At 68.8% G+C, this 24,748-nt stretch carries 21 protein-coding genes; 11 read left to right on the top strand and 10 right to left on the bottom strand.

The genetic code is table 11. From position 1 onward, the window contains the following. Window positions 1-231 precede the first annotated feature (231 nt). From E6C72_RS27530 to E6C72_RS27505, 6 genes are all read left to right on the top strand, one after another. Window positions 232-831, top strand: a complete 600-nt coding sequence (locus tag E6C72_RS27530) for a HupE/UreJ family protein (RefSeq protein ID WP_109085943.1) — start codon at window positions 232-234, stop codon at window positions 829-831. 174 nt (window positions 832-1,005) lie between these two features. After that, complete coding sequence (locus E6C72_RS27525) at window positions 1,006-1,833, top strand: DUF3618 domain-containing protein (RefSeq protein ID WP_109085944.1); 828 nt, start codon at window positions 1,006-1,008, stop codon at window positions 1,831-1,833. 12 nt (window positions 1,834-1,845) lie between these two features. Next, window positions 1,846-2,916 (top strand): YihY/virulence factor BrkB family protein, encoded by a 1,071-nt coding sequence (locus tag E6C72_RS27520; RefSeq protein ID WP_109085945.1) that lies wholly within the window; start codon window positions 1,846-1,848, stop codon window positions 2,914-2,916. 318 nt (window positions 2,917-3,234) lie between these two features. Next, the gene (locus E6C72_RS31895) at window positions 3,235-3,411 is read left to right on the top strand and encodes a hypothetical protein (protein ID WP_158280167.1); all 177 of its coding nucleotides are present in this window, start codon (window positions 3,235-3,237) and stop codon (window positions 3,409-3,411) included. Between the two features lie 234 nt (window positions 3,412-3,645). Continuing rightward, complete coding sequence (locus E6C72_RS27510; RefSeq protein WP_109085946.1) at window positions 3,646-4,344, top strand: hypothetical protein; 699 nt, start codon at window positions 3,646-3,648, stop codon at window positions 4,342-4,344. 74 nt (window positions 4,345-4,418) lie between these two features. Beyond that, entirely contained in the window at window positions 4,419-5,030 is a 612-nt protein-coding gene (locus E6C72_RS27505) for a HutD family protein (protein WP_109085947.1), read from the top strand. Here the strand turns inward: E6C72_RS27505 and E6C72_RS27500 are convergent. Further along, entirely contained in the window at window positions 5,027-6,358 is a 1,332-nt protein-coding gene (locus E6C72_RS27500) for a GH1 family beta-glucosidase (RefSeq protein ID WP_109085948.1), read from the bottom strand. The genes E6C72_RS27505 and E6C72_RS27500 overlap by 4 nt on opposite strands. Before the next feature lie 2 nt (window positions 6,359-6,360). Then, window positions 6,361-6,699 carry an acyl carrier protein gene (locus tag E6C72_RS27495; protein ID WP_109085949.1) on the bottom strand — a complete coding sequence of 113 codons (339 nt, stop codon included), beginning with the start codon at window positions 6,697-6,699 and terminating at the stop codon, window positions 6,361-6,363. A 225-nt stretch (window positions 6,700-6,924) separates the two neighbouring features. On the opposite strand from E6C72_RS27495, the gene E6C72_RS27490 reads away from it, so the two are divergent. Next, window positions 6,925-8,346 (top strand): nucleobase:cation symporter-2 family protein, encoded by a 1,422-nt coding sequence (locus E6C72_RS27490; RefSeq protein WP_282183291.1) that lies wholly within the window; start codon window positions 6,925-6,927, stop codon window positions 8,344-8,346. On the opposite strand, the gene E6C72_RS27485 is transcribed toward E6C72_RS27490, so the two are convergent. The 4 genes from E6C72_RS27485 to E6C72_RS27470 all read right to left on the bottom strand — a co-directional run bounded on the left by E6C72_RS27485 (window position 8,343) and on the right by E6C72_RS27470 (window position 14,743). After that, a complete protein-coding gene (locus E6C72_RS27485; protein WP_109085950.1) occupies window positions 8,343-9,275 on the bottom strand; it encodes a DMT family transporter in 933 nt (310 codons plus the stop codon). The genes E6C72_RS27490 and E6C72_RS27485 overlap by 4 nt on opposite strands. Before the next feature lie 99 nt (window positions 9,276-9,374). After that, a complete protein-coding gene (locus E6C72_RS27480) occupies window positions 9,375-11,453 on the bottom strand; it encodes a bifunctional diguanylate cyclase/phosphodiesterase (protein ID WP_109085951.1) in 2,079 nt (692 codons plus the stop codon). Between the two features lie 338 nt (window positions 11,454-11,791). After that, entirely contained in the window at window positions 11,792-12,427 is a 636-nt protein-coding gene (locus E6C72_RS27475; protein ID WP_109085952.1) for a LysE family translocator, read from the bottom strand. A 138-nt stretch (window positions 12,428-12,565) separates the two neighbouring features. Next, entirely contained in the window at window positions 12,566-14,743 is a 2,178-nt protein-coding gene (locus E6C72_RS27470) for a hypothetical protein (protein ID WP_247875721.1), read from the bottom strand. A 324-nt stretch (window positions 14,744-15,067) separates the two neighbouring features. Here E6C72_RS27470 and E6C72_RS27465 point away from each other — a divergent pair, with 324 nt between their 5' ends. Continuing rightward, the gene (locus E6C72_RS27465; RefSeq protein ID WP_109085953.1) at window positions 15,068-15,856 is read left to right on the top strand and encodes a DUF1194 domain-containing protein; all 789 of its coding nucleotides are present in this window, start codon (window positions 15,068-15,070) and stop codon (window positions 15,854-15,856) included. Window positions 15,857-15,867: 11 nt separating this feature from the next. Here E6C72_RS27465 and E6C72_RS27460 read toward each other — a convergent pair whose 3' ends face one another. Continuing rightward, entirely contained in the window at window positions 15,868-16,056 is a 189-nt protein-coding gene (locus E6C72_RS27460; RefSeq protein ID WP_109085954.1) for a hypothetical protein, read from the bottom strand. Window positions 16,057-16,306: 250 nt separating this feature from the next. Between E6C72_RS27460 and E6C72_RS27455 the strand changes: the two genes are divergently transcribed. From E6C72_RS27455 to eat, 3 genes are read left to right on the top strand one after another with little or no spacing between them, the layout of a single operon-like run. Continuing rightward, window positions 16,307-17,698 (top strand): ethanolamine ammonia-lyase subunit EutB, encoded by a 1,392-nt coding sequence (locus E6C72_RS27455; RefSeq protein WP_109085955.1) that lies wholly within the window; start codon window positions 16,307-16,309, stop codon window positions 17,696-17,698. After that, on the top strand, window positions 17,698-18,462 hold the full coding sequence (gene eutC / locus E6C72_RS27450) for an ethanolamine ammonia-lyase subunit EutC (RefSeq protein WP_109085956.1): 765 nt from the start codon (window positions 17,698-17,700) through the stop codon (window positions 18,460-18,462). Before E6C72_RS27455 ends, eutC begins: the two co-directional genes overlap by 1 nt. 51 nt (window positions 18,463-18,513) lie before the next feature. Further along, window positions 18,514-19,926, top strand: coding sequence for an ethanolamine permease (eat, locus tag E6C72_RS27445; RefSeq protein WP_109085957.1), 1,413 nt, complete (start codon window positions 18,514-18,516; stop codon window positions 19,924-19,926). A 78-nt stretch (window positions 19,927-20,004) separates the two neighbouring features. On the opposite strand, the gene E6C72_RS27440 is transcribed toward eat, so the two are convergent. The 3 genes from E6C72_RS27440 to E6C72_RS27430 all read right to left on the bottom strand — a co-directional run bounded on the left by E6C72_RS27440 (window position 20,005) and on the right by E6C72_RS27430 (window position 24,566). Further along, window positions 20,005-21,231 (bottom strand): polyhydroxyalkanoate depolymerase, encoded by a 1,227-nt coding sequence (locus E6C72_RS27440; RefSeq protein ID WP_109085958.1) that lies wholly within the window; start codon window positions 21,229-21,231, stop codon window positions 20,005-20,007. A 252-nt stretch (window positions 21,232-21,483) separates the two neighbouring features. Further along, window positions 21,484-22,293: an endonuclease/exonuclease/phosphatase family protein gene (locus E6C72_RS27435; RefSeq protein WP_109085959.1), complete on the bottom strand. Its 810-nt coding sequence runs from the start codon at window positions 22,291-22,293 to the stop codon at window positions 21,484-21,486. Next, a complete protein-coding gene (locus tag E6C72_RS27430) occupies window positions 22,290-24,566 on the bottom strand; it encodes a VTT domain-containing protein (protein ID WP_109085960.1) in 2,277 nt (758 codons plus the stop codon). Before E6C72_RS27430 ends, E6C72_RS27435 begins: the two co-directional genes overlap by 4 nt. Window positions 24,567-24,748 lie beyond the last annotated feature (182 nt).

The following is a 24,748-nucleotide window of genomic DNA, read 5'->3' as shown; positions in this document are numbered from 1 at the left end:
CTGGCGCATCGTCGGTCTGCATCCTGACGGATCGGGGGGCCAACTCATTGACCTGCGTCAAAATACGTAGATCCGGCGGGGTGGGACCCCCCTCTCGGCCATGGCCGGGCTGGCGCTTTCTGCTACACTTTCGCCCAACCGCGCCACTGCCGTCCGGTCTCCCCTGCGTCGGGCGGGAAAGCCAGGGCGGCACAATCCGATGGCGCGCACGACATCAGAGGATGCTGATCCATGAAACGTTTCCCTCTCGCCTCGGCCGTCCTGCTGGCCGGGCTGGTGCTGCCTGCGGTTGCCGACGCCCACACCTTCGGCGCCCATGACGCCGGCTTCGCCCACGGCTTCCTGCATCCGGTCGGCGGCTGGGACCATCTGCTGGCGATGGTCTCGGTCGGGCTGTGGGCGGCGCAGCGCGGCGGGGCCGCCCTGTGGGCGCTGCCGGCGGCCTTCGTCACCGCCATGATCGGCGGCGGCCTGCTGGGCATGGCCGGCATTGCGCTGCCGGCGGTGGAACTGGGGATCGCCGGCTCGGTGATCGCGCTGGGCGCCCTGGTCGCCGCGCAATCGCGCCTGGCGCTGCCGGTCTCGCTGGCGGTGGTCGCTGCCTTCGCCCTGTTCCACGGCCACGCCCATGGCGCCGAGATGCCGGAGGCGGCACAGCCGCTGCTCTACGGTCTGGGCTTCGCACTGGCCACCGCGCTCCTGCATGGCGCCGGCGTCGCCGCCGCCCTGTCGCTGCGCGGCATCGCCCGCGGCGGCAAGGGGGCTCTGGCCCTGCGCGGGCTGGGCGCCGCCATCGGCCTGAGCGGCGTGGCGCTGGCCGCCCTGGCCTGAGCCCGGCCTCCAGGCTGCTCCTGAAGAACAGGCTGCTTCTGACGAGGGGCCGGGCGGGAAACCGTCCGGCCCTTCGGCTGTCCAGGTCGAAGGGGCCTGGCCGGAGCGCCCAAGCCGGAACAATCGGCGTCTCCCGGTGTTGCAAGCCGGCAGCCCCCACAGGAGACGCCCGGCATGACCCATCACACCGACGCCATTCCGTCCGCCGCTCCTCCCAATACGACAGCAACCCAGGGCCGCCGCCCCGAAGAGATCGAGCACGAGATCCAATCGATCCGCGCCCGCATGGATACGGTGATCGACGAGATCGAGTTCCGCCTGTCGCCCGGCCAGATGTCCGGCGGCGTGGTGCAGGTGGTGCGCGACGTGATCCAGGGTGGCGGCGACGGCCTGTCCGGCCGCATCGCCCGCGCCGTGCGCGCCAACCCGATCCCGGTGGCGCTGATGGGCGTCGGCGCCCTCTGGCTTGCCGTGGCGGTCGCCCGCACGCAGGACCCGGCGACCGAGTTCGATGATTACGCCCCCCAGGGGCGGCAGCTCGACCCGCGCAGCCGGCATCTGCTGACCGACCTGACCGGCGCCTGCCGCGATGGGGCCGAGGCCTTCCGCCGGGCCGACATGACCATCGCCGACCCGTCGCTGTCCGGACGGCTGCAGGAGCTGGCCGACCAGCTCGACCGCAGCGCCCTGGCGCTCGACGCCGAGCTGCGCGAGGGCGGCGGCTGGATCGAGACCGCCGGCGACGGTGCGCGCGTCTGGTCGCCCATGCATGGTCTGGCGGAGGCCAGCGCCCGCAGCGTGATGGCAGGGGCTGGCGGACCGGCCGCGCGCGGCGACCTGCTGGCCCGGCTGGAAGGCGGGCTGGACGGCACGCTGGCGCTGTTCCGCGACGCCTTGCGCGATGCGCCGGACGACCATCTCCAGGTCGCCATCGGCGCCCAGTTCCACGCGCTGGAAACGGCGCGGCACCGGGTCGGCGCGCTGCGCGAAGCCGTGGCCTGAGGAGGGCGGGGGATGCTGGGGCTGAGCCGCCGTCACTATTACGAGCATCGGAACCGGACGAACCGGCAGCATGGTGGCGGGCGCGCCGCCAATGATGGGCGTGGGGATGGCAGCCGGGGCGGTGACGGCCGGGGACGGTCGGCGGACAGCCCGTCGGAGATCCCCAGGAAGGGCTGGAAGGACATCCTGCTGCGGGTGTGGGACGAGCAGGGCAAGGACAATGTGTCGATGCTGGCCGCCGGGGTCGCCTATTACGCCCTGCTCGCCATCTTCCCGGCCATCGCGGCGCTTGTGTCGATCTATGGCCTCGTCGCCGATCCGTCGATGATCGAAAGCCAGCTGAACCAGCTGGGCAGCCTTCTGCCGCCGGAAGCCCTGACCATCGTCAGCGACCAGGCGCGCAAGGTGGCGACCGCCCCGTCCCAGGGGCTGGGCTTCGGCCTGGTCTTCGGCCTGCTGCTGACCCTGTGGAGCGCCTCGCGCGGGACCAACTCGCTGGTGTCGGCGCTGAACATAGCCTATGGCGAGAAGGAGACGCGCGGCTTCATCACGCTGGCGGCGCTGTCGATGGGGCTGACGGTGGCCGGGCTGCTGTTCGTCATCCTTGCCATGGCGTTGATCGTCGCCGTTCCGGCCGCCATCGCCATTATCGGGCTGAAGGACACGCCGATCGGCTGGATCGCCAGCCTCGCCCGCTGGCCGATCCTGGCGGTGACGATCATGCTGGCGCTCGCCGTCTTCTACCGCTACGCCCCCGACCGGCGGGAGCCGCAATGGCGCTGGGTCACCTGGGGGTCGGCGATGGCGACGGTGGTGTGGCTGCTGGGATCGCTGGCCTTTTCCGTCTATGTGTCGAACTTCGGCAGCTACAACGAGACCTACGGGTCGGTCGGCGCCGTCGTCGTCCTGCTGCTGTGGTTCAATCTGACCTCCTACGTCGTGCTGCTGGGGGCGGAGCTGAACGCCGAGATCGAACACCAGACCGCCCGCGACACCACTGATCGCGACGGCCGCCCCTCCCGGCCGCTGGGCCAGCGCGACGCCTATGTCGCCGACACGGTGGGAGAGCGGAAGGCGAGCTGATCGGCAATCGGCCACCCAATCGGCTGCCCAAACACCCCTTGGCCCAATTTGCCTGTTGGCAGGCCGGCCGCCGCGCGCTATGGTCGGTGTCATGCAACAGATGCTCTCCATCGCGTCCTGCGGACGTTCCCGATATTTTGGCCGCTGGTTTCGTTCGGCGGCCTAGGAACGCGCATCTGTCGCTCACTCCCGAAGCCGCCCGGACCGACCCGCGGCGGCTTTCGTGTTTGTGACCCCAGCCCTTTGACGGGCTGCACATCCTGAAAATCCGAACATGGGCGACCCGGGCGGCCTCACCACACGCCAAGAGAGGTTGTCATGTTCGATTTCGATGTCGTCACCGGTCCGACCCAGCCGCCCCACTGTCCCCTTGCCGACGAGTTCATCGGCGAGTCGGGCTCCGAGTCGGTCCCGCAGCCTTCCATCCCGACCGCCAAGGCCGCCGCCGCCCCGGCCGAGACGCATACGACAAAGGGGGAAAAGGTGCGATCCTGAGCGTGGATCGGGCCGCCGACCGTGGCGTGCAGGTTCCGCATCCCAGCTTTCGACCAAAAAAATCACGAATCCATCCTATGTTCGGCCGGCTGTTGTCGTATACTCCCTTTGAGCAGACGTGTCCGGGTGGCGGCTCTGCCGGCCGCGCCTCTTGTATGGATACCACTCGCCGGCGTTCAGGATTGGACGGGTGGGTCGGGCGTGATGGTCGGATCGGGAGAAGGATGACGAATCATGGCGGATGATGCTCTCTCAAGCGTCAACTCTATGGTCTCGGGCCTCAACGCGTCGATCAACGCCGCGGTGGAGGCCATCAAGAAGTCGCAGAGCAATCAGGCCGTCGGTGACGTCAAGGAATATTCCAAGACGGTCAGGAAATCGGCGCTGAACACCACGGGCGGCGCCACCGACATCGGCGTGCTTGCCAAGAACACCACCCGCCTGAACGTCGCCAGCACGCTGGCGGCGAACGACAAGGTCGATTTCTACAAGTTCAAGGTCGTCACCAAGGGCGAGATGACCATGGGCCAGGTCGGCGACGACGGCGTGCATGTCCAGCTGATGAACCGGCTGGGCCGCGTGGTGGCCGACAGCGACCCGAAGGCCGGCGACGACTACAAGGCCTTCAAGCAGCTGCAGGCCGGCAACCTGACGGTCGACAAAGGCGACTACACCCTTCGCGTCAGCCGCGACAAGGGCCAGTCGGACAAGGACCCCAAGAACTACGCCATGCAGCTGGTCATGGGGAATTACAGCCAGGATTACGACACCGTCGCCAAGCAGCCGGCCAAGGGTGATACCGGCATGACGCTCACCACCGGTCAGCAGGCGACGCTTGACGGGCTGAACCAGGCCATCAGTAGCATGAACTCCATCCCAACCGGGCAGACCGGCACCCAGAAACTGATGGGCAGCTTCAGCCTGTTCGTGTGAAGCCGGGCCGTCGGTTGTGCCAGGCGCCGACTGTGCTATGACGGGGCGGAGCCTATCCGTTCCGGAGCAAGATCTTGTCGTCGAATCCGCCATCCGTCACGCGCCTGACCCCCGCCGACCATCGCCGCGTTCCCTGGAAGAATGGCGGCGGCGTCACCACCGAGCTTGCGGTCGAACCGGCCGCCGATGGCCGGCCCGGTGGTCTGCCCGGTGGTCGGTTCGTCTGGCGCGTCAGCATCGCCGACGTGGTCGAGCCCGGCCCCTTTTCCGCCTTTCCCGGTTATGACCGGCTGATCGCCGTGGTGGAAGGCGACGGCATGCGCCTGTCGGTCGACGGAGCGCCGCCGGTCGAACGCCGCCGCCTGGAGCCCGCCTTCGCTTTTCCAGGTGAGGCACCGGTGTGGTGCGAGCCGACCGCCGGCCCGATCCGCGACGTGAATTTGATGCTGGACCGCGCATCGGCCGCCGGTGCCCTGACCCTGCTGGCCGGTCCCGTTGCGCACCGTGCCGCCGCTGTCGACGTGCTGCTGGTCCACGCCCTGGACGGCGCGCTGTCGGTCACGCCCGAGGGTGGGGAAGCTCTGACGGTTCCCGCCGGTCACAGCCTGCTCCTGCGCGGCACGGCGGCACTGGTCGAGGCGCCGGCCGGGGCGGAGGGTGTCTGTGCGGAGGTGCGGCGGCGTTAGGATTTCGTCGCCCGGATCAGCTCCGCGTACCAGCGCGCCGAGTCCTTCGATGTCCGGGCCAGGGTCTGGAAATCGACGTGGACGATGCCGAAGCGCTGGCCATAGCCGCTGCCCCATTCAAAATTGTCCAGCAGCGACCAGACGAAATAGCCGCGCACGTCGGCGCCCTGGGCCATCGCGTCGCGCATCGCGGCATTGTAGATGGTCAGGTAGTTGATGCGGTGCGGATCGTGGACTGCGCCGTCGGGACCGACCGTGTCGCTGCCGCCGCAGCCATTCTCCGTCACCACGATGGGCAGGCGGTAGCGCCGCTGGATGGTCAGCAACTCGTCCCGGAAGGCGTCGGGGAAGATCGCCCAGCCGACGCCATGGGTCGGCGAATCGGGAGGCGCGTCGCCCCAGCCATAGCCCCAGGTCCGGGTCGGGTCCGCCTTGGCGAAGATCGGGCCGTAATGGTTCAGCCCGAACCAGTCCACCGGCCGTGCGATGCGCGCCATGTCGCCAGCCTGCACGTAAGGCTCAATGGCGGCGGCGGTCTGCGGTGGATAGTGGCCCAGGATCTGCGGGTCGCAGAAGACCAGATTCCAATGCTCGTCCAGCAAGGCGGCGGCGGCGCGGTTCTCCGGCGTGTCGGTTTCCGGGATCACGACTTGCCGGTTGTGGATGGCGCCGATGGAGGCTCCCGGCACCAGGGCGCGCAGCACGTCGACCCCGGCGCCATGGGCGAGGTTGACGTGGTGGATGGCGCGCAGATGCTGCGCCCGGTCGACGATGCCCGGGGCCGCCCAGGGGATCGCATAGCCGAACAGGGTGAAGACCGAGAATTCGTTGAAGGTGATCCAGCGCTTCACCCGGTCGCCATAGCGCCGGGCGCACAGCGCAGCATAGTCGGCGTACCAGCCGGCGCAGTCACGCGACGACCAGCCGCCCAGATCCTGCAAGGCCTGCGGCAGGTCCCAATGGTAGAGGCAGAGCCAAGGCTCGATCCCGGCCTCCAGCAGCCGGTCGATCAGCCGGTCGTAGAAGTCGAGCCCGGCCTCGTTCACCGCGCCCTTGCCGCGCGGCATCACCCGGGGCCAGGAGACCGAGAAGCGGTAGGCGTCGACACCCAGCCCCTTCATCAGCGCCACGTCCTCCGGCATGCGGTGGTAGTGGTCGCAGGCGACGTCGCCGGTGTCGCCGTTCACCACGCCGCCCCGGGTGCGGCAGCGCACGTCCCAGATACTGGCGCCGCGCCCATCCTCGGCCGCCGCTCCTTCGATCTGGTAGGCGGAGGTGGAAACGCCCCAAACGAAACCGGGAGGGTAGGGGGAGGCCGGGTCGGTCATGGTCAGGCTGCGATCTGGTTGATGCTGCGGCAGCGCGCCTCGAAATCGTCGGAGATGAATTCGGGGCGTTTGTAATAGCCCTTGATCCAGCTCGCCAGCAGGCAGAGTTCCTCCAGCTTCACCAGCTCGTCCAGCGTGCCCTCGGGAAAGCGGATGGCGAAGCTGTCGGAGATATACTCCAGAACCTGCTCGATCTGGTCGATCGACAGCTGGATGTCGGTCTCCAGCGTCGCATTCCGGGTCAGCAGAGCCTCGTCGACCCCATATTCGTCTCGGATCAGCTTCACGATCCAGCGGAACATGTGCATCCAGTTGGACACACCCTCGATCGACTTGCTCATCGCGACGCTCGGTTCGGGTTGCGAAAAAGGGGTAAGCGGAAGCGACTGTACGCACCGATCGTTAAAGAATAACGCAGCCACCGTCGGGGTCTCCAGCCGGGCGTGGCAATAAATCGCGCGGTTTTTGCCACCTGCGCGGGCAGCCGCGATCTTGATGTGCCTAAACCTTGTGCAGCGAAAGGGTTGATGCCGCTGGATCCGCAGGGCGGCAGGGCGGCACGCCCCATGCAGAATGAAGTCGACCTACCGGACAGCGAGGCTTTCGCCATGAAGAGCGCCGCCACCCCCGATTCCCATCCCGCAGACGTTCACCCGGTCGACGAGCTTCTGCCGCCCTGGCGGCTGCTGGCGCTGGGGTTGCAGCATGTGCTGGTGATGTATGCCGGGGCCATCGCGGTGCCGCTGATCATCGGCGGTGCCTTGAAGCTGCCCAAGGACCAGGTCGCCATGCTGATCAACGCCGACCTGTTCGCCTGCGGTGTGGTCACGCTGATCCAGGCGGTGGGATTCTGGCGGTTCGGCATCCGCCTGCCGGTGATGATGGGCGTCACCTTCGCCGCCGTCGGCCCGATGGTGGCGATGGCGACCAACCCGTCGCTCGGACTTTTGGGGATTTACGGCGCGGTGATCGGATCGGGTATCTTCGCCATGCTGGCGGCTCCGCTGGTCGGCCGGCTTCTGCCGCTGTTTCCGCCGGTGGTGACCGGCAGCGTCATCGCCATCATCGGCGTCTCGCTGATGCGGGTCGGGGTGGGCTGGGCCGGCGGCGGGGTCGGTAACCCGCGCTTCGGCGACCCGGCCTTCCTGGGGGTTGCCGCCTTCGTGCTGCTGGCGATCCTGGCGCTGATGAAGCATGGCCGCGGCTTCGTCCGCAACGTCGCGGTGCTGCTGGGGCTGGTGGCCGGGATGGTGCTGGCGATGGCGCTGGGCATGGTCGATTTCAAAGGGTTGGCCGAGGCGCCGTGGGTGGCGCTGGTCCAGCCTTTCCAGTTCGGCATGCCGGTGTTCGATCCGGTCGCCATCCTGACCATGTCGCTGGTGATGATCGTGGTGATGATCGAATCGACGGGCATGTTCCTGGCCGTGGGCGACATGGTCGGCCGACCGGTTACGCGGGAGGATCTGGTCCGCGGCCTGCGCACCGATGGGCTGGGCACGCTGATCGGCGGTGTCTTCAACACCTTCCCCTACACCTCCTTCTCGCAGAATGTCGGGCTGGTCGGGGTGACCGGGGTGCGCAGCCGCTGGGTCTGCGCGGCGGGCGGGCTGATCCTGCTGCTGCTGGGGCTGCTGCCGAAGCTGGCCCATGTGGTGGCGTCTGTGCCGGCCTTCGTGCTGGGCGGGGCCGGGCTGGTGATGTTCGGCATGGTGGCGGCCACCGGGGTGAAGATCCTGGCGCAGGTCGATTTCGCCAACCGGCGCGAGAACCTGATCGTCGTGGCGGTCAGCGTCGGCGTCGGGCTGATCCCGCTGGTGTCCGACAAGTTCTTCTCGCAGATGCCGGCCGTCCTGTCGCCGCTGCTGCACAGCGGCATCCTGCTGGGAACGCTGACCGCAGTGGCGCTGAACTGGTACTTCAACGGTCTGGCGAGCGCCGACCGCGCCCGCCACGACGTCGCGTCCGCCGCGCAGGGGGTGGAGGCTTAACCCTTCCGCTTCAGCAGATCCTTGCTGGCGAGCAGTGATCCGCCGGCGATCAGGACGCAGGACAGCCAGATGATGCTGGAGTTGGGGGCGAGGCCGAACAGGACCAGCAGCAGGGTCGACAGCAGGGGCGCCAGATAGGACAGCGCCCCCAGCGCCCGGATGTCGCCGTGGCGCACGCCGTAATCCCAGACGAAGAAGGCCGCCCCCACCGGTCCCAGCCCCAGCAGCAGCATCGCCCCCCAGCCGGCGGCGGTCTCCGGCCATACCGTCTGTTCCAGCGCCAGATGGCAGAGCAGCGACAGGATCGCGGTGACGAGGCAGAAGGCGCTGACCGCGTCGGTCGGCGCCTCGCCGATCTGGCCCAGCCGGCGGCGCAACACCGAATAGCCGGCCCAGGTGACGGCGCTGGCCAGCGCGGCGGCATAGCCGGGCAGATGCGCCGGGTCGATGGAAAAACTGCCATTCCTCCCGCGGGCGATCAGCAGTGCGGTGCCGGCCAGCCCGGCGACGGCGCCGCCGACATGCCAGGAGCGCAGCCGTTCCCCCGGCAGCAGGGCGGAGAACAGCACGATCAGCAGCGGCCACAGATAATTGATAAGGTTGGCCTCGACCGGCGGTGCCGCCTGCAAGGCCATGAAATAGAGGAAGTGGAAGCCGAAAAGCCCGCCGACTCCCAGCGCCCAGGCTGCAACCGGCTGGCGGAAATAGCGCAACGGGTTGTCGCCGCGCGAGGCGGTCCAGCCGCAGCCGACCAGGAAGGCCAGCAGGAAGGAGGTCGCCACCAGCTGGAAGGGCGGGACCATGGAGGCCAGCGTCGCAAGCGGGGCGAGCGTCGCCCACAGCAGGATGGCGATGAAGCCGACCAGCGTGGCGCGGTTGGCGGAACGGCGGTCGGGCACGGCGGAAGAGGGGGCTGAGGAGACGGTCATCGGACGATCGGTCGGTTGGCGCGAAGGGGGCGACCATAACCGGCCGACGGAGGGCTGTCTTGACCGGACCTCCGCCCCGCGTTGACCGAACCTCCGGCCTCAAGCGCTCAAGGGAAGCGCCTCGTCGCGGGCGAAAGCGGCCATCACCATCGCCTCGGCGGCCTCGGCCGCCAGGGGGCGCGAGATCAGATAGCCTTGCAGGCAGTCGCATCCCGCCTCCGCCAGCCAATGGCGCTGCTCGGCGGTCTCCACCCCCTCCGCCACGGTGGACAGCAGGAGCCGCTGGGCGAGTGCTATGACGGTGGAGGCGATGTCGGGGGCGTGCGGCAGGTCGTTGACGAAGCTGCGGTCGATCTTCAGCACATCGACCGGCAGCTGGCGCAGATAGGCCAGAGAGGAATAGCCGGTGCCGAAATCGTCGATGGCGATGCGCACCCCCAATGCCCGCAGCCGGTTCAGCGTCGGCAGATGGTGGCGCACGTCCTTCATGATGACGGTCTCGGTGATCTCCAGTTCCAGCAGGTGGGGCGGGGTGCCGTGGCGCTGCAACACCTGTTCGACCAGCCGGGCGAAACCGGGATCGGCAAGCTGGCGGGCGGAGACGTTGACCGCCACCGGAACCGGGCCGTGGTCGAGCGCCCAGCGGGTCGCGGTGCGGCAGGCTTCCTCCAGCACCCAACGGCCGATCTCGATGATCAGGCCGGTATCCTCGGCCACCGGGATGAAATCGGCGGGGGAGACCGCCGTCCCTTCGTGCCGCCAGCGGATCAGCGCCTCGAAGCCGGTCAGCCGGCCGCCCGCCGCCTCGATCTTCGGCTGATAGACCAGCTCGAAGGCACGCGCCGCCACCGCCTCGCGCAGGCCGGATTCCAGCCGCAGCCGGGTCTCCGCCCGGTCGGTCATGTCGCGGGTGTAGAAGACGAAACGGTCGCCGCCCGCCGTCTTGGCCGCCTGCATCGCCGAATCGGCCATCCGCATCAGGCCGGTGCTGTCGGGCGGTTCCCCATTCTCCTCGGCCGGGTGAATGGCGATACCGATGCTGGCGGTCAGGTGGACGCGATGCTCCCCCACCTCGCGCAGGGAGGACAGGCCGTCGAGCAGCCGTTGCGCCACCATCGCCGCCTCGTCGCGGTCGGCGACGCGTTCCAGCACCACCAGGAACTCATCGCCGCCCAGCCGGCCGACGGTGTCGCAGCGGCGCACGCTGGCGCCCAGCCGTTCCGCCACCCGGCAGAGCAGCAGGTCGCCGACGCCGTGGCCCAGGCTGTCGTTCACCCGCTTGAAGCGGTCGAGGTCGACAGACAGCACCGCCAGCCGGCCGGCATCCGGCTCGCGCGCCCGGTTCGCCAGTTCGATGGCGTGGTCCAGCCGGTCGAGCAGCAGCGCCCGGTTCGCCAGCCCGGTCAGCGGACAGCGGGTCGCCAGACGCCGCAACTCGTCATGTTCGCGCTCCAGCAGGGTCAGCGTGTGGTTGAAGCGGGCGATGACGAAGCCAAGTTCGTCGTCGGCGTGGCCGCGCGGCACCGCCAGCGGCTGGCCATAGGGCTTTTCCGGGTCGATGCGCGCCACCGCGCGGCCGATCTGCAACAGCGGGCGGGTCAGCAGCCGATGGAACACCGCCGCCATCGCCAGCCCGATCAGCAGGTTGCGCAGGGTCCCCGCCACCAGCGCCGCCGAGACATAGGCGAGGAAGGCGGAGGCCGCCCGCCCGGTGTCGATGCCGACGGACAGCCGGCCGATCCGGGAAGCGCCGGCCGCCCCCGCCCCAACCCTGGTCCCGCTCGCCGGCGTCATCAGGTCGTGGGTCACCATCGGCCGGTCGATGAACAGCAGGGTCGTCGCCGCCCGCGCCAGCAGGCTCGGCGGCCTGGCCGGGCGTTCGCGGCGGGCGAGCAGGGTGCCGTCTCCCAGCCGGATCTCCGCCCAGGCGGCGTTGGCCCGCACCATGCCTTGCAAAACCTCTCCGGCCAGTTCGCCGTCGATCAGCCAGGCGGCGGTGGCGGCCGGCCCCTCCACCAGGGCGACCATATCCTTCACCTGCGCCAGCGCCATCGTCCGTTCGCGCGTGGCGGTCCAGGCGAATTCGGCAGCGCTGATGGTCAGGCCGATGACGAAGGCGGCGAGTACCGCGTGAATCGCCTGCTTCAGCGTCAGGCTGCGCAGGACTGGGATCGCCATCGCACCGTTCCTCGGCCGGATGTTTCGCACCACCACCTTTGCCGGGAGTAAGCCTTTCGGCAGAGGTGGCGAACCGAAGCATTAGTGGCGTGACCGATTACCGAGGCGCGGCGATTCTGTTAAATTTTTGTAACCGGAGCGGTGTTCTATTGCTGACAACGCATATTGCTGCATGGGGCCATTCCCAAGGCGCATGGCTACCATTCAGCATTGGTAATACCAGTTCGTGTGCGCCGCAGCATATTCTGGCCCTGCCCATTCTCGGGGCGTTTCCTCCCTAAACTATAGGGCCGCGCAATTGCGCGGCCCTTTTCTTTTCCGGGAGGGAAGTGGAGCGGTCAGACGCGTCGGGCGAGCGCCAGCAGGCCGCCGGCGCCGATCATCAGGCCGCCGGTCAGGCGGTTCAGCGACTTCGCCGCCGACACGGTGGTCAGCTTCGCCGCCAGACGGTCGCCGCCGGTGGCATAGGCCATGATCCAGCCGAACTCGATCACCACCATGGTGGCCACCAGCGCCATCAGTTGCGGAGCCAGCGGGGCGGCGGCGTCGATGAATTGCGGGAACAGGGCGCCCATGAAGACCAGCGCCTTCGGGTTGCTGAAGGCGACCAGCGCGCCGCGCAGGAACAGGCGGACGGGCGTGCCCTCCCCCGAGGCGGATGCCGTTGCGTCACGCTCGCCGGGCTGTTGCACCGGCGCCCGCCATGCGGCGATGCCGAGCCAGGTCAGATATGCAACGCCGGCCCAGCGCACGATCTCGAAAGCCAGGACCGAGGTGGAAAGCAGGGCGCCGAGCCCGAAGGCCGACAGGGCCGCCATCACCGCCAGCGCCGCGCACATGCCGACCCCGCCCCAGGCGGCGCGGCGCGCGCCGAACCGCAGGCCGAGGCTCATCGCCAACAGCATGTTCGGCCCCGGCGTCATCGAGATCACGAAGGCGGTGGCGAAGAAGAAGGCGAGCGTTTGCCACGTCATGGCTGGAAACCTCGATACCGGATGGATGCCGGGGGGTGGGCGACAATTGGCCACACCACAGCATCATGCGACCGGTTCCGCTGCAAGCGGTGCCGGCGAAACACAGCCATGCTTTTGGGACCCGCTGTCCGATGCGGGTCAGTGCGACGCCGTCTGGACCTGCCAGGCACGGAAGGCGAGATTCGCCGAATCATGGTCCGGCCGCTTGTAGGAGGCGAAGCGGCGGTCGCGGATCCGGCTGCGCGCCTCCTTCCAGACGGCGTTCCAGTCGATGCCGCCGTCGGCGAGCAGCCGCTCCTCCATGATGCCGAGCAGGGCCTCGTTGACCGTCGACACGCCGATGTTCTGCGTCGCCAGCACCAGCGCGTCGGGCGCGCGTTCCAACGTGGCGCGCAGCCGCGTGTGTCCGCCGCAGGAGCCCCAGAAGACCAGCGCCGTGCCCGGCGCGATTTCCGTCATCGTGGCGTCTTCGTGATAGCTGTGGCCGCGATGGACGACGATGGAGGGGGTCAGCCCCTCGCGCGCCATCCAGTCCCAGGCGGCGGCCCGTCCGGCATCGCCGGCACCGGGTATGTCGGCGACGATGATGATCCGGCGCCCGTTGCGTTCCGGGCTGATGGCGACGGCGAAGCCGGATTGGGCGTGGAGCGCCCAGCCCTGCGCCCGATGTTGGCGCAGGAAGCCGCGGAAGGACGCCCGGCCGTCGGGATCGTCGTAGAAGGTCATCCGCTGCACGTTGAGGCCGTTGTGGAACAGGCGCTCTCCGCTCAGGACCGGCAGGGCGGCCAGCGGATGGTTCTGGAGGAAGCGTTCGGCCTCGAAGGCCGGGGTGGCCGGCCGGCCGGACAGGCGTGCCGCGTGCAGGCTGCCCGCCAACCCGATCATGCTCCGGGCCAGCGCATCGCTGGTCCCGCTCCGGGCCAGCGCATCGCTGGTCCCGCTCCGGGCCAGCGCATCGCTGGCCCCGTTCCGGACGGAAACCTCCTGGAGTCCGGACTTGGCCGGCGGTTGCCCCGCGGCGCGGTAGCGGGCGGCCAGCTCATCCTCGAGCGCCGCGCGGATGGCGGGATTGTCGAGGTCCATGGCGTCGGCCAGGGCGCCGATCACCACCGCGGTGTCGATCGCCGGAGGCTTGCCGTCGACCGGCAGAAGAGCCCGCAGGCTCTCGCGCATCAGGTCCCGCGCCATGGCCGGGTTGGTGCCGAACACACTCGCCGCCCGTCCGCCACCGACCGCCGCGACGAAGAATTCCGCCCACAATGGCCGCGTCCGCTCTTCGCGCGCGAGGTCGAGGAAACTGCGCTTCTCCAGCTTCAACTGAATCCGCAGGATGTTGACCAGCCCGTCGAGCGAGGAGGTGTAGATCTGCGGCCCGGTCCGCGCGATCAGCCCGAGCAGATCCTCCGACGACAGCGCCATGGTGATGCGGAAGCGGTCGGCCGGCGGATCGTCGACCATGTCGTCGAGCAGCGCGCCGATCTTCGGCGCCATTCCCGCCGGGTCACGCGCCAGCGACACGGCCAATGCCTTCGCCGCACGAATTTCCAGAGCCTGGAGATCCGTCTTCGGCAGGCGTTTGCGCAACTCGTGCCGGGTCTCGTAGAAGGGCATGCCGCCGTCGAGCGAGCGCGTCAGCAGGCCTGGATCGAGCGCGCTGGCGATGACCCCCTCTCCGCCGGGACGGGTGCTCAACTGGTCGGCGGCACCGATCGCATCGAAAGGCGCCAGCGGGACCGCGTCGCGCAGGGCGGCGAGCGCGGCGTCACCGGGGAACAGGCTGGAGCAGCGGAAGGCCTCGGCCGGCGATCGGCGCACCAGCTCGGCGAAAGCCACCTCCCCGCCGAACAGGGCGTCGAGCACCGGCTGGCTCGCCGGCTCATGGTCGGCGCAGGCGGTCTGTCCTTCGGCCGGCCGGCTGTCTGCGGCGCGGCTGTTCATGATCTGCTCGTCGGCCGCCCTGGCTTCAGCCATCCTGGCGGCTCTCGCCGCTTTCGCGGCGGCGGCCCTGGCTTCGGCTGCCTGAGGGTCGGCGTTCGGCGCATCGGGTGGCCTGATGGCGATCCGCTGGGCCTGGGCTTGCGGTTTGGGGCGGTCGGATTTGGGCCGGTCAGGCGCCATCAGCTCCGCCGCATGGATGGGGGCGGGCGGGGCCGGCAACTCGGCAACGGCGTCCAGGGAGGCGATAGGGGCAGCGATCGGTGCGGGCGTCGTCAATGGTTGCGCCGCGCCGAGCGCCGGCAGCCCGGCCGACAGCACTGCGCAGGCGGACAGCAGCAGCCGGCGGGTCCATCGCGACGAGGATGCCGCAGCGGGCACGGGGAGCAAACGACCAGGGAGCACGTCGATGGCTGCTTCGGACATTGAACGGGGAGGTTGGCGGCACAGGATAACGCCGTGCCTGACGGCTTACCCCTTAGGGCTTAACCTATGCAGGCAACCTTGGCTTTGTCATCCGTTACCCGCGGTCCGCCTGCACATTCCTGGCGTTCAGGGATCATTCCGGCGACGGAGTACCCCGCACTGGTCCTCCGGCGGCGTCGGAATCGTCCTGTGAAGCATAGACAGGGAACGTTCGCATACCAATCCTCAATCCTTCGTCCGGCGCCTTGGCCGGAACCGGTGGCTGGATGGAGGGTGCGGATGCGTGCATACCGTCTCTTGGCCCACTCCCTGATCCGTGCGTCCGCGCCGGCGGTCGCCCGTCTTGCGATCCTCGCCCTGTCATACCTGCCCGCATCCGTGGTTCCGGCCGCCGCGCAGACGCCGGTGGACGTCGAACTGGTTCTGGCAATCGACGTGTCCGGCAGCGTCGACCCCGACGAGGCGAAGCTTCAGCGCAACGGCTACGTCCAGGCTCTGCTGAATCCGAAGGTGCAGGCGGCGATTCGCGGCGGGCCGTTCGGCAGGATCAGCGCCACCTATGTGGAATGGGCGGGCGAGAGCCACCAGCACATCGTCGTCGGCTGGACCGAACTGAGCGATCCGGCCAGCGTCGAGCGCTTCGCCGCCAGCGTGGCGGAGGCGCCGATGATGACGGAGCAATGGACCTCGATCAGCGCGGTCATCGACTTCGCCGTCCCGCTGTTCGGCAACAACGGCTTCGAGGGCACGCGGCGGGTCATCGACATTTCCGGCGACGGCGAGAACAACCGTGGCCGTCCGGTGGAGGAGGCGCGCGACGCCGCGGTCGCCCGCGGCGTCACCATCAATGGGCTGCCGATCCTGAACGACCGTCCCAACCCGTGGGGCGGCGCGGCCCCGAACGACCTGGAAGCCTATTACCGCGACCATGTCATCGGCGGGCCCGGCGCCTTTCTCGTGCCCGCCCGCGACTTCGACGCCTTCGCCGACGCCATTCTCAGCAAGCTGCTGCTGGAGGTGTCGGGCGTCCAGCCCGGCGGACGGGGGCGGGATTTCGCCGCCCGCTAGCCGGCGGCGGCTCAGTTCACCGTCCGGTCGATGGCGCGGCCGGCCTTTTCGGCGGGGCCCGGCGGATCGATGGCGTCCTTGACGCTCTGGCCGGCCTTGTCGATCGACTCGCCGGCGCGCTCGGCCGGACCTTCCTGATGGCAGGCGGCCACGGCGACCAGCGGAAGAACCAGGGCGGCGGTGCGCAACAACGTCAGCATCTAGAGACTCCTTCGCTTATGATGCGCGGCGATCGTGGGCGCCACGCTGCGGTGCGATAGGAAACGGTACGGCCGGGCTTCGGGTTCGCCCGCCTGACCGATTGCTCCGCCGACGGTCACGCTTGGGCTTCAGCCTGCGCGGAAGAGGTAAATCGCCACGGCGATCTCCGCATTTTGTGTTCTACGGTCAACTGCCTGCCGCGTCGCCCGTGCCACTCTCGTCGCAGGATGAGACGGGCGGGAGGCCGGGATGGCTGGGTACCATTGCGATCTGGGGCGGCAGCGCCACCGCTTCGACGACCTGAAGGCGGTGATGGCCTGCGCCTCGCCGCGGCGGTCGGGGGACGAGCTGGCTGGGATCGCCGCCGACAGCGATGAACGGCGGGTGGCGGCGCGCATGGTGCTGGCCGACCTGCCGCTGAAGACCTTCCTGAGCGAGGCGCTGGTCCCCTACGAGACCGACGAGGTGACCCGCCTGATCATCGACCGTCACGATGCCGACGCCTTCCGGCCGGTGGCGCACATGACGGTCGGGCAGTTCCGCGATTGGCTGCTGTCCTATCAGGCCGACACCTCCGCCCTGACGGCGCTCGCCCCCGGCCTGACGCCGGAGATGGTGGCGGCTGTGTCCAAGCTGATGCGCAACCATGATCTGGTCAGCGTCGCTGCCAAATGCTCGGTGGTCACCCGTTTCCGCACCACGGTCGGGCTGCCGGGGCGGCTGTCGAGCCGCCTGCAGCCCAACCACCCGACCGACGACCCGACCGGCATCGCCGCCTCGACGCTGGACGGGCTGCTCTACGGCATCGGCGACGCGGTGATCGGCATCAACCCGGCGACCGACAATGTGCCGGCCTGCATCGCGCTCTTGGAAATGCTGGACGCCGTGCGCACCCGCTTCGACATTCCGGTGCAGTCCTGCGTGCTGGCCCATGTCACCACGACGATGCAGGCGATGGAGCGCGGGGCGCCGGTCGATCTGGTGTTCCAGTCCATCGCCGGCACCGAGAAGGCCAATGCCGGCTTCGGCGTCACCCTGTCGCTGCTGGCCGAGGCGCAGGAGGCGGCCAAGTCGCTGAAGCGCGGCACCATCGGCGACAACGTCATGTATTTCGAGACCGGGCAGGGCTCGGCGCTGTCGGCCGACGCCCATTTCGGCGTCGACCAGCAGACGGTGGAAACCCGCGCCTATGCCGTCGCCCGCGCCTTCGACCCGCTGCTGGTCAACACGGTGGTCGGCTTCATCGGCCCCGAATATCTGTATGACGCCAAGCAGATCACCCGCGCCGGGCTGGAAGATCATTTCTGCGCCAAGCTGCTCGGCGTGCCGATGGGCTGCGACGCCTGCTACACCAACCACGCCGAGGCCGACCAGGACGACATGGACGTCCTGATGACGATGCTGGCGACGGCGGGCGTCAATTTCCTGATCGCGGTGCCCGGCGCCGACGACGTCATGCTGAATTACCAGAGCCTGTCCTATCACGACGTGCTCGGCCTGCGGCACCTGCTGAAGCGCCCGCCGGCCCCGGAGTTCGAGGCGTGGCTGGAGAAGGCCGGCTGGCTCGACGAGCGGCGCCGCCTGCCACCCTGGCCCGATCAGAGCCTCGTCGTCTCCGCTCTGCTGGGGAGTGCGGCCTGATGAGCGATACCCAAAAGGATCCATGGGCGCGCTTCCGCAGCGCCACCCGCGCCCGCATCGCGCTCGGCCGCAGCGGCGACGCCCTGCCGACCAAGGCGCTGCTGGAGTTCCAGCTGGCCCATGCCCGCGCCCGCGACGCCGTCCATAGCGCCGTCGATTTCGACCGGCTGGCCGCCGACCTGTCGCCGCTGGAGACCATCCGCGTCCACAGCGCCGCCCCCGACCGGCCAACCTATCTGCGGCGACCCGACCTTGGTCGTCGACTCGATCCGGTCAGCGCCGCCGCTTTGCCGGGGGGGGAGTGGGACCTGCTGTTCGTGATCGCCGACGGGCTGTCGGCCGCGGCGGTGCAGGTCAACGCCGCGCCGCTGGTCCAGGCCTGCATGGCGCGGCTGGGGCATCTGCGTATCGGGCCGGTGGTGCTGGCGGAACAGGCCCGCGTCGCGCTGGGCGACGAGGTGGCGTCGGCGATGGGCGCCCGGCTGGTGGCGCTGCTGGTGGGCGAGCGGCCCGGCCTGTCGGCCGCGGAATCGCTGGGAGTCTATCTGACCTGGGAGCCCAGGCCCGGCCGCGCCGATTCCGAACGCAACTGCATATCGAACATCCATGCCGACGGCCTGTCGATCCAGACGGCCGCCGACAAGCTGTGCTGGCTCGCCACCGAGGCGGCGCGGCTGAAACTGACGGGGGTCGCCCTGAAGGAGGACGCCCCGTCGCTCGCCGGTCCGGACAACCAGAAAAACCAACTGACCGACCGGTCATGAGAAAGCGCCGCCAACGGCATCAACCGCCTTTGAACAGGGGCAGGAGGCAACATGTCTGGGAACACGACACCTGAATTGAGCAAAAGCCTGAGCGGGCTCCATCTGTGGGGCATCGCCGTCGGGCTGGTGATCTCCGGCGAATATTTCGGCTGGAGCTACGGCTGGGCGGCGGCGGGGACGCTGGGCTTCCTCGTCACCACGATCCTGATCGCGGCGATGTACACCACCTTCATCTTCAGCTTTACCGAGCTGACCACCGCGATTCCCCATGCCGGCGGTCCCTTCGCCTACAGCTACCGCGCCTTCGGGCCCAAGGGCGGCTTCGTCGCCGGATTCGCCACCCTGATCGAGTTCGTCTTCGCCCCGCCGGCCATCGCGCTGGCCATCGGCGCCTATCTGAACGTGCAGTTTCCGGGGCTCGACCCGAAGACCGCGGCGGTCGGCGCCTATATCCTGTTCATGGGGCTGAACATCGCCGGCGTGTCGATCGCCGCCACCTTCGAGCTGTTCGTCACCATCCTGGCGATCATCGAGCTGGTGGTGTTCATGGGCGTCGTCTATCCCGGCTTCTCCTGGGCCAACTTCACCGCCAACGGTTGGGCGGGGCAGGCCAGCTTCAGCAAGGACGCGCTGGGCGGCATCTTCGCCGCGATCCCCTTCGCCATCTGGTTCTTCCTGGCGATCGAGGGTGCGGCCATGGCCGCCGAGGAGACCAAGGATCCCAAGCGCACGGTTCCACGCGCCTATATCGGCGGCATCCTGACGCTGGTGGTGCTGGCCTTCGGCACGATGATCTTCGCCGGCGGCGTCGGCGACTGGAACGCGCTGTCGAACATCAACGACCCGCTGCCGCAGGCGATGAAGACGGTGGTCGGTGAATCGAGCGGCTGGCTGCACATGCTGGTGTGGATCGGCCTGTTCGGCCTGATCGCGTCGTTCCACGGCATCATCATGGGCTATTCGCGCCAGATCTTCGCGCTGTCCCGCGCCGGTTTCCTGCCGCCGGTTCTGGCCCGCCTGCACCCGACGCGCAAGACCCCGCACTGGGCCATCCTGGCCGGCGGCGTGATCGGCATCGCCGCCATCTATTCCGACGAGCTGATCCAGATCGGCGGCCAGCCGCTGACCGCCAACATCGTCACCATGTCGGTCTTCGGCGCCATCGTCATGTACATCATGAGCATGGCGGCGCTGTTCCGCCTGCGCGCCACCGAGCCGGCGCTGGAGCGTCCATTCCGCGCGCCCTTCTATCCGGTGTTCCCGGCGATCTCGCTGGTGCTGGCGGTGCTGGCCCTGGTGACGATGGTCTACTACAACACGCTGGTGTTCGGGCTGTTCGTGGCGCTGTTCGCGCTGGGCTACCTGTTCCATCTCGCCACCGCCGGCATGCGGGTGAAGGCGGGTGGCGGCGCCGGGCTGACGCACATGGATGCGTTCACCGAGGCGCGGACCATGGTGGATTGAGGCGGTGGATTGAGGTTGAGAGTTTAGGCTGGTTGACGTCAGGGAAAGGGGCGCCGGTTTTCGGCGCCCCTTTCGTTTTCACTGCCCATCGTGGCTTTGGATGAAGCTGCGGATTTCCGGCAGGATGCTTTCGCGCCAGCGGCGGCCGTTGAAGATGCCGTAATGGCCGACACCCTTCTGGAAATGCGTCTTGCGCATCCCGTCCGGCAGCGACGAGCACAGGCGCTGCGCCGCGATGGTCTGGCCGGGGGCGGAGATGTCGTCCAACTCGCCTTCCACCGTCATCACCGCGGTCTTGGCGATCGCCGCCGGCTCAACCTTGCGGCCGCGCGAGACCATCTTGCCTTCCGGCAGGGCGTGCTTCTGGAACACCGTCTCGATGGTCTGGAGGTAGAAGTCCGCCGACAGATCCATCACCGACAGATACTCGTCATAGAAGCGGCGATGCTGCTCGGCCGAGTCGCCGTCGCCGCGGACGAGATGGCGGAACAGGCCGACATGCTCGTTGATGTGGCGGTCGAGGTTCATCGACATGAAGCCCGACAGCTGGATGAAGCCCGGATAGACGCGGCGGAAGGCGCCCGGATAATAGACCGGGACCGTTGTGATGACGCTGCGCTCGAACCACTTCAGCGGATGTTCCATCGCCAGCTTGACCGGCGTCGTCGGGTTGGCCATCGGGTCGATCGGGCCGCCCATCAGGGTCATGCTGCGCGCCTGAACCGGCTCGTCCGCCGCCGCCATCAGCGACACCGCCGCCATCACCGGCACGGCCGGCTGGCACACCGCAATGACGTGGGTGTTGGGGCCGAGGAAGCGGATCAGCTCCGCCACCGTGTCGATGTAGTCGTCCAGGTCGAAGCGGCCGGCCGACATCGGCACCAGCCGCGCGTCGATCCAGTCCGTGATGTAGACGTCATGGTCGCGCATCAGCGCTTCGACCGTGCCGCGCAGCAGCGTGGCGTGATGGCCCGACATCGGGGCGACCAGCAGCACCTTCGGCTGGCGCGGCGTGCCTTCCGGCTTGGCGAAGTTCAGCAGCTTGCAGAAGGGGGACTGCCAGACGAAACGTTCGGTGACCGGAACGGTCCGACCGTCGACCACCGTCTCCGCCAGCCCGAAGGCCGGCTTGCCGAAGCGGCGGGTCGTCCGTTCCACCAGTTCGGCCCCGGCGGCGACCGCCCGGCCCAGCTTGGTGTAGGACAACGGCATCAACGGGTTCTGGAAGGTGTGCTGGGCGGCTTCAGCCCAGAAACGCATTGGCCGCATGGCGGCATGTTGCATGTCGTACAGGTGATACAGCAAGTCAGATCCTCACGTCACGGCTGCCCCCGGCCGGCCAGGGTCGGTCATTCCTTCGACCACATATTGATCGTATTACCAACCATATCCTTCGTCGGGGGTTGCGTATAGGTCAAGAGCCTTTTCGCATTTGCAAAGCTCTGTTGTTGAAAGAACATTGCGGTGCACAAAAAAATATCAACCGCAACGATCCCGCTATGACCCCGGCGCATGAGTCCGTTGGTCATACTGACGTTATGGGGCGGCCCCCGACGATCAGGGGACGGCGAGCACCGCGCGGACCGGCAGATGGTCCGATGCCCGACGGGTGAGGATGGTGCGGACCACCTCGAAAGCGGGGATTTGCAGGCCTCCCGTCACATAGATGCGGTCGAGCCGCAGGGTCGGCATGCGGGCGTGGAAGCTGCGCGGATTGGCGACGTCGGCGAAGGAGGAGGCCAGCTGGCGCAGCCGGGGAGAGCTTGGCGTCCATTCGTTCAGGTCGCCCATGAACAGGGTGGGCAGCTCCGGCTGACTTTCCACCCGCGACACTATGTCGCTGACCTGCTTGGCCCGTTCCCAGGGGTCGAGGCCGAGATGGGCGACGATCACCCGGACGGGACGGCCCTGCACCTCCACCACCGCGTCGATGCCGCCGCGCGGCTCGCGCTTGCCGACGGACAGGTCCATCGTCTCCATCGACCGCACCGGCAGCCGGGTCAGCAGGCAGTTGCCGTAATGGGCGCGCTCGCTGTGCTTGGTCGGGCCGGCATAGGCGGTCAGCCCGGTGTTGCGTTCCAGGAAGGCGAACTGGTCCATCCCCGATTCGCCGCGGTGGTGCCAGCCGACCTCCTGCAGTCCGATCAGGTCGACGTCCAGCTCGCGGATCACCTGGGCGATGCGGTCGGGGGCGAAGCGCGCGTCCAGCCCGACGCAGCTGTGGATGTTCCAGGTGGCGACGCTGAGGGCCGCCATCCCGTCGGGAACGGGAAGGCTGCGGCGGTCGGCAGGGCGGGGGCGGCGGGCGCGGGCGGCGCGCAACGCGGCGGCGATGCGCTGGACACGGTCGCGGCTGAAACGGATCACGGTTCCAAATTCCTTCCCTTTGGCCTTTCGTCTGACCTGTCGTCTTTATGGTCCTCACCGGTCTTGCCCCCGCCGGAACGGCCGAGGAGCCGGCCGGTGAGCCAGCCGAGCCCGACCGCCACCGCCGCCATCGCCACCAGCAGCGCGATGTCGCCTGCTCCGGGATCGGTGATGGTGCGCTCAAGCTGCCGTCCGAGCAGGTTGAAGGCAAGGATGCCGGGCGCAAGACCGACCATGGTGCCGATCACATAGTCGCCGAAGCGCAGCTTCGACGCACCTGCGGCGAGGTTCACCACCGTATAGGGCGCCACCGGCACGGCGCGCACGCCGGCCACCGCGGCGATGCCGCTGTCGGCGAGCTTCTCGTTGATGCGGGCGATCAGCGGCCCGCCATGGCGGTCCAGCAGGTCGCGTCCCGCCATCCGCCCGGTCCAGAACATCGCCACCGCCGAGGCGACCGCTCCGGCCATCGCGGTGGGAAAGCCCCACCACGGCCCCATGACGATGGCGGTGGCGGCGATCATCACGGTCAGTGGGAACATCACGTAGCCGCCGGCGACATAGGCCAGCATCAGCCACAGCGGCGCCAGTGGGCTTTCGCCCAGGCTGTGGAAGACGGTCAGCACCGACTCCAGCGTCGCCCAGTCCTTCAGCGCGGTGTAGCGCCACATGCCCCACAACCCCAGCAGCGCCAGGATGCCGGCCAGCGTCAGCCAATGGCGGGTGCGCGGGATGCGCGACGGCAGCACCCGGCGGACGATCTCCACCGCGCCGACCGGGTGCTCGGGATCGAAGACGCGGGCGTCGGCCACCGCGGCGGCCAGCCCGTCGGGTTCAGGATCGTGCAGCGGCTCCAGAGTGCGGCCGATCGGCTTGCGCAACTGGTCGATGGCGGCGGCGAGCGAGCCCAGCCGCCGGTGCGCCTCCGCCACCTCCGCCGCCGTGGAGCCCAGATGCTCGGCGATCAGGTCGTTGCGGGTGTGCAGGATGGCGCGGCGTGTCTCCGCATGCCCCGGCCCCGGTCCTGCCTCCAGCGCCAGGTCGCATTCGGTGTCGAGCCCCATGGAGCGGTTGTTCAGGTTGGCCGAGCCGATGCGCAGCAGCCGGTCGTCGACCACCATCACCTTGGCATGGACGGTGATGCAGGCGCCGCCGTCGGTCAGGGCGGCGAACAGGCGGAAGCGGCCATGGCGGTCGGCCTCGCGCAATTCCTGGGTCAGCCGGGCGCGGGCGCCGAGCATGACGGTGTTCTCCAGCCAGCTGGTGGTGCGCACCGGATTGACGACGATCACCTCCGGCCCGTCCTCCTCGGCCAGCCGGGCCTTCAGCGCCTCGGCCACCGCGGTGGAGGCGAAATACTGGCTTTCCAGATAGATCACTTCGCGCGCCTGGGCGATGGCTTCCAGATGGAGCGCCTCGACCTCGCGCACCGCCTCGCGCCCGTTGCAGGCTGGGTCGGTGCGCGCGATGCCGACGCGCACATCGCGCAGCATCGGCTCGAAGCCCGGCGGCCAGGGGTCGGCGGCCAGAGGATGCCGCCGGGCCGGGCGGCCGGGAGAGGGGGCGGGGGGCGTCAGCCGCTCGCCGGTGGCGCGCGCCCAGCGGTCGCGGAACATCTCCCCCAGCGCGCGGGCGGCGTCGCCGTCCACCGCCATCATCACGTCGTGGAACGGCTCGTAGGGCTTGCCGTCGGGCTGGCGCCTACGCGGGTCATGGGCATGGTGGGCGCGGGTGTCCCAGCGGTTGGCGGTGACGTCCAGCCCGCCGCAGAAGGCCAGCCGGTCGTCGATCACCAGCAGCTTCTGGTGATGGCAGGCGCCGGTCGGGTGGTCGCCGTCCAGCCGGTATTGCAGGCGCCGGTGGGTCAGCCAGTTGCGCAGCATGAAGGGGTGTGACCAGCGGGCGAGGTCGAACAGCTCGGCATAGTCCCATTTCAGCACATGGATGTGCAGGTCGGGCCGGGTGGTCGCCAGCCAGTTCAGCAGCGTGCCCAGCCGGTCGGGCCGGCGCGGGCGGCGGGTCTGCGGCATCAGGCGGATGCGGGCGTCGAAATCCCAGGCGGTCATGTAGATGCTGCGCCGGGCCCGCCGCATCGCGGCCTTGGCCAGCGCGAAGTAGTCCTCGGCATCGACGATCACGCCCAGCCGCGCGGTGTCCTCCACCCGCCAGCAGGTCCGCCCAGGCTCCAGGATCGGCCGCTGCAGGCCGGCCGGCCCGGCGAGGTCGGGCGGTGGTCCGGCTGACGGCAGAGGCTGGGGCGAGTGGGCGTACATGGCGTCCGATCGGGTGCGTGTCCTGGGTCATAACATGTGGGAAGGCCATTCCTTCCCCACCCTTCGCCATTTGGTGAAAGCCCGTGGGAATTGCAGCCACCCAGGCCATGCTGACGGTCGAAAAATCCGGCGGGGGAAGTTCCGTGCCCGCCGATTGACCTCGCTCAGTGCGGAAGGAGGGC

The sequence above is a fragment of the Azospirillum sp. TSH100 genome (assembly GCF_004923295.1).
GTDB lineage: Bacteria > Pseudomonadota > Alphaproteobacteria > Azospirillales > Azospirillaceae > Azospirillum.
The sequence above is the reverse complement of the archived record's forward strand: the minus strand, read 5'-3'. Positions and strand labels throughout refer to the sequence as shown.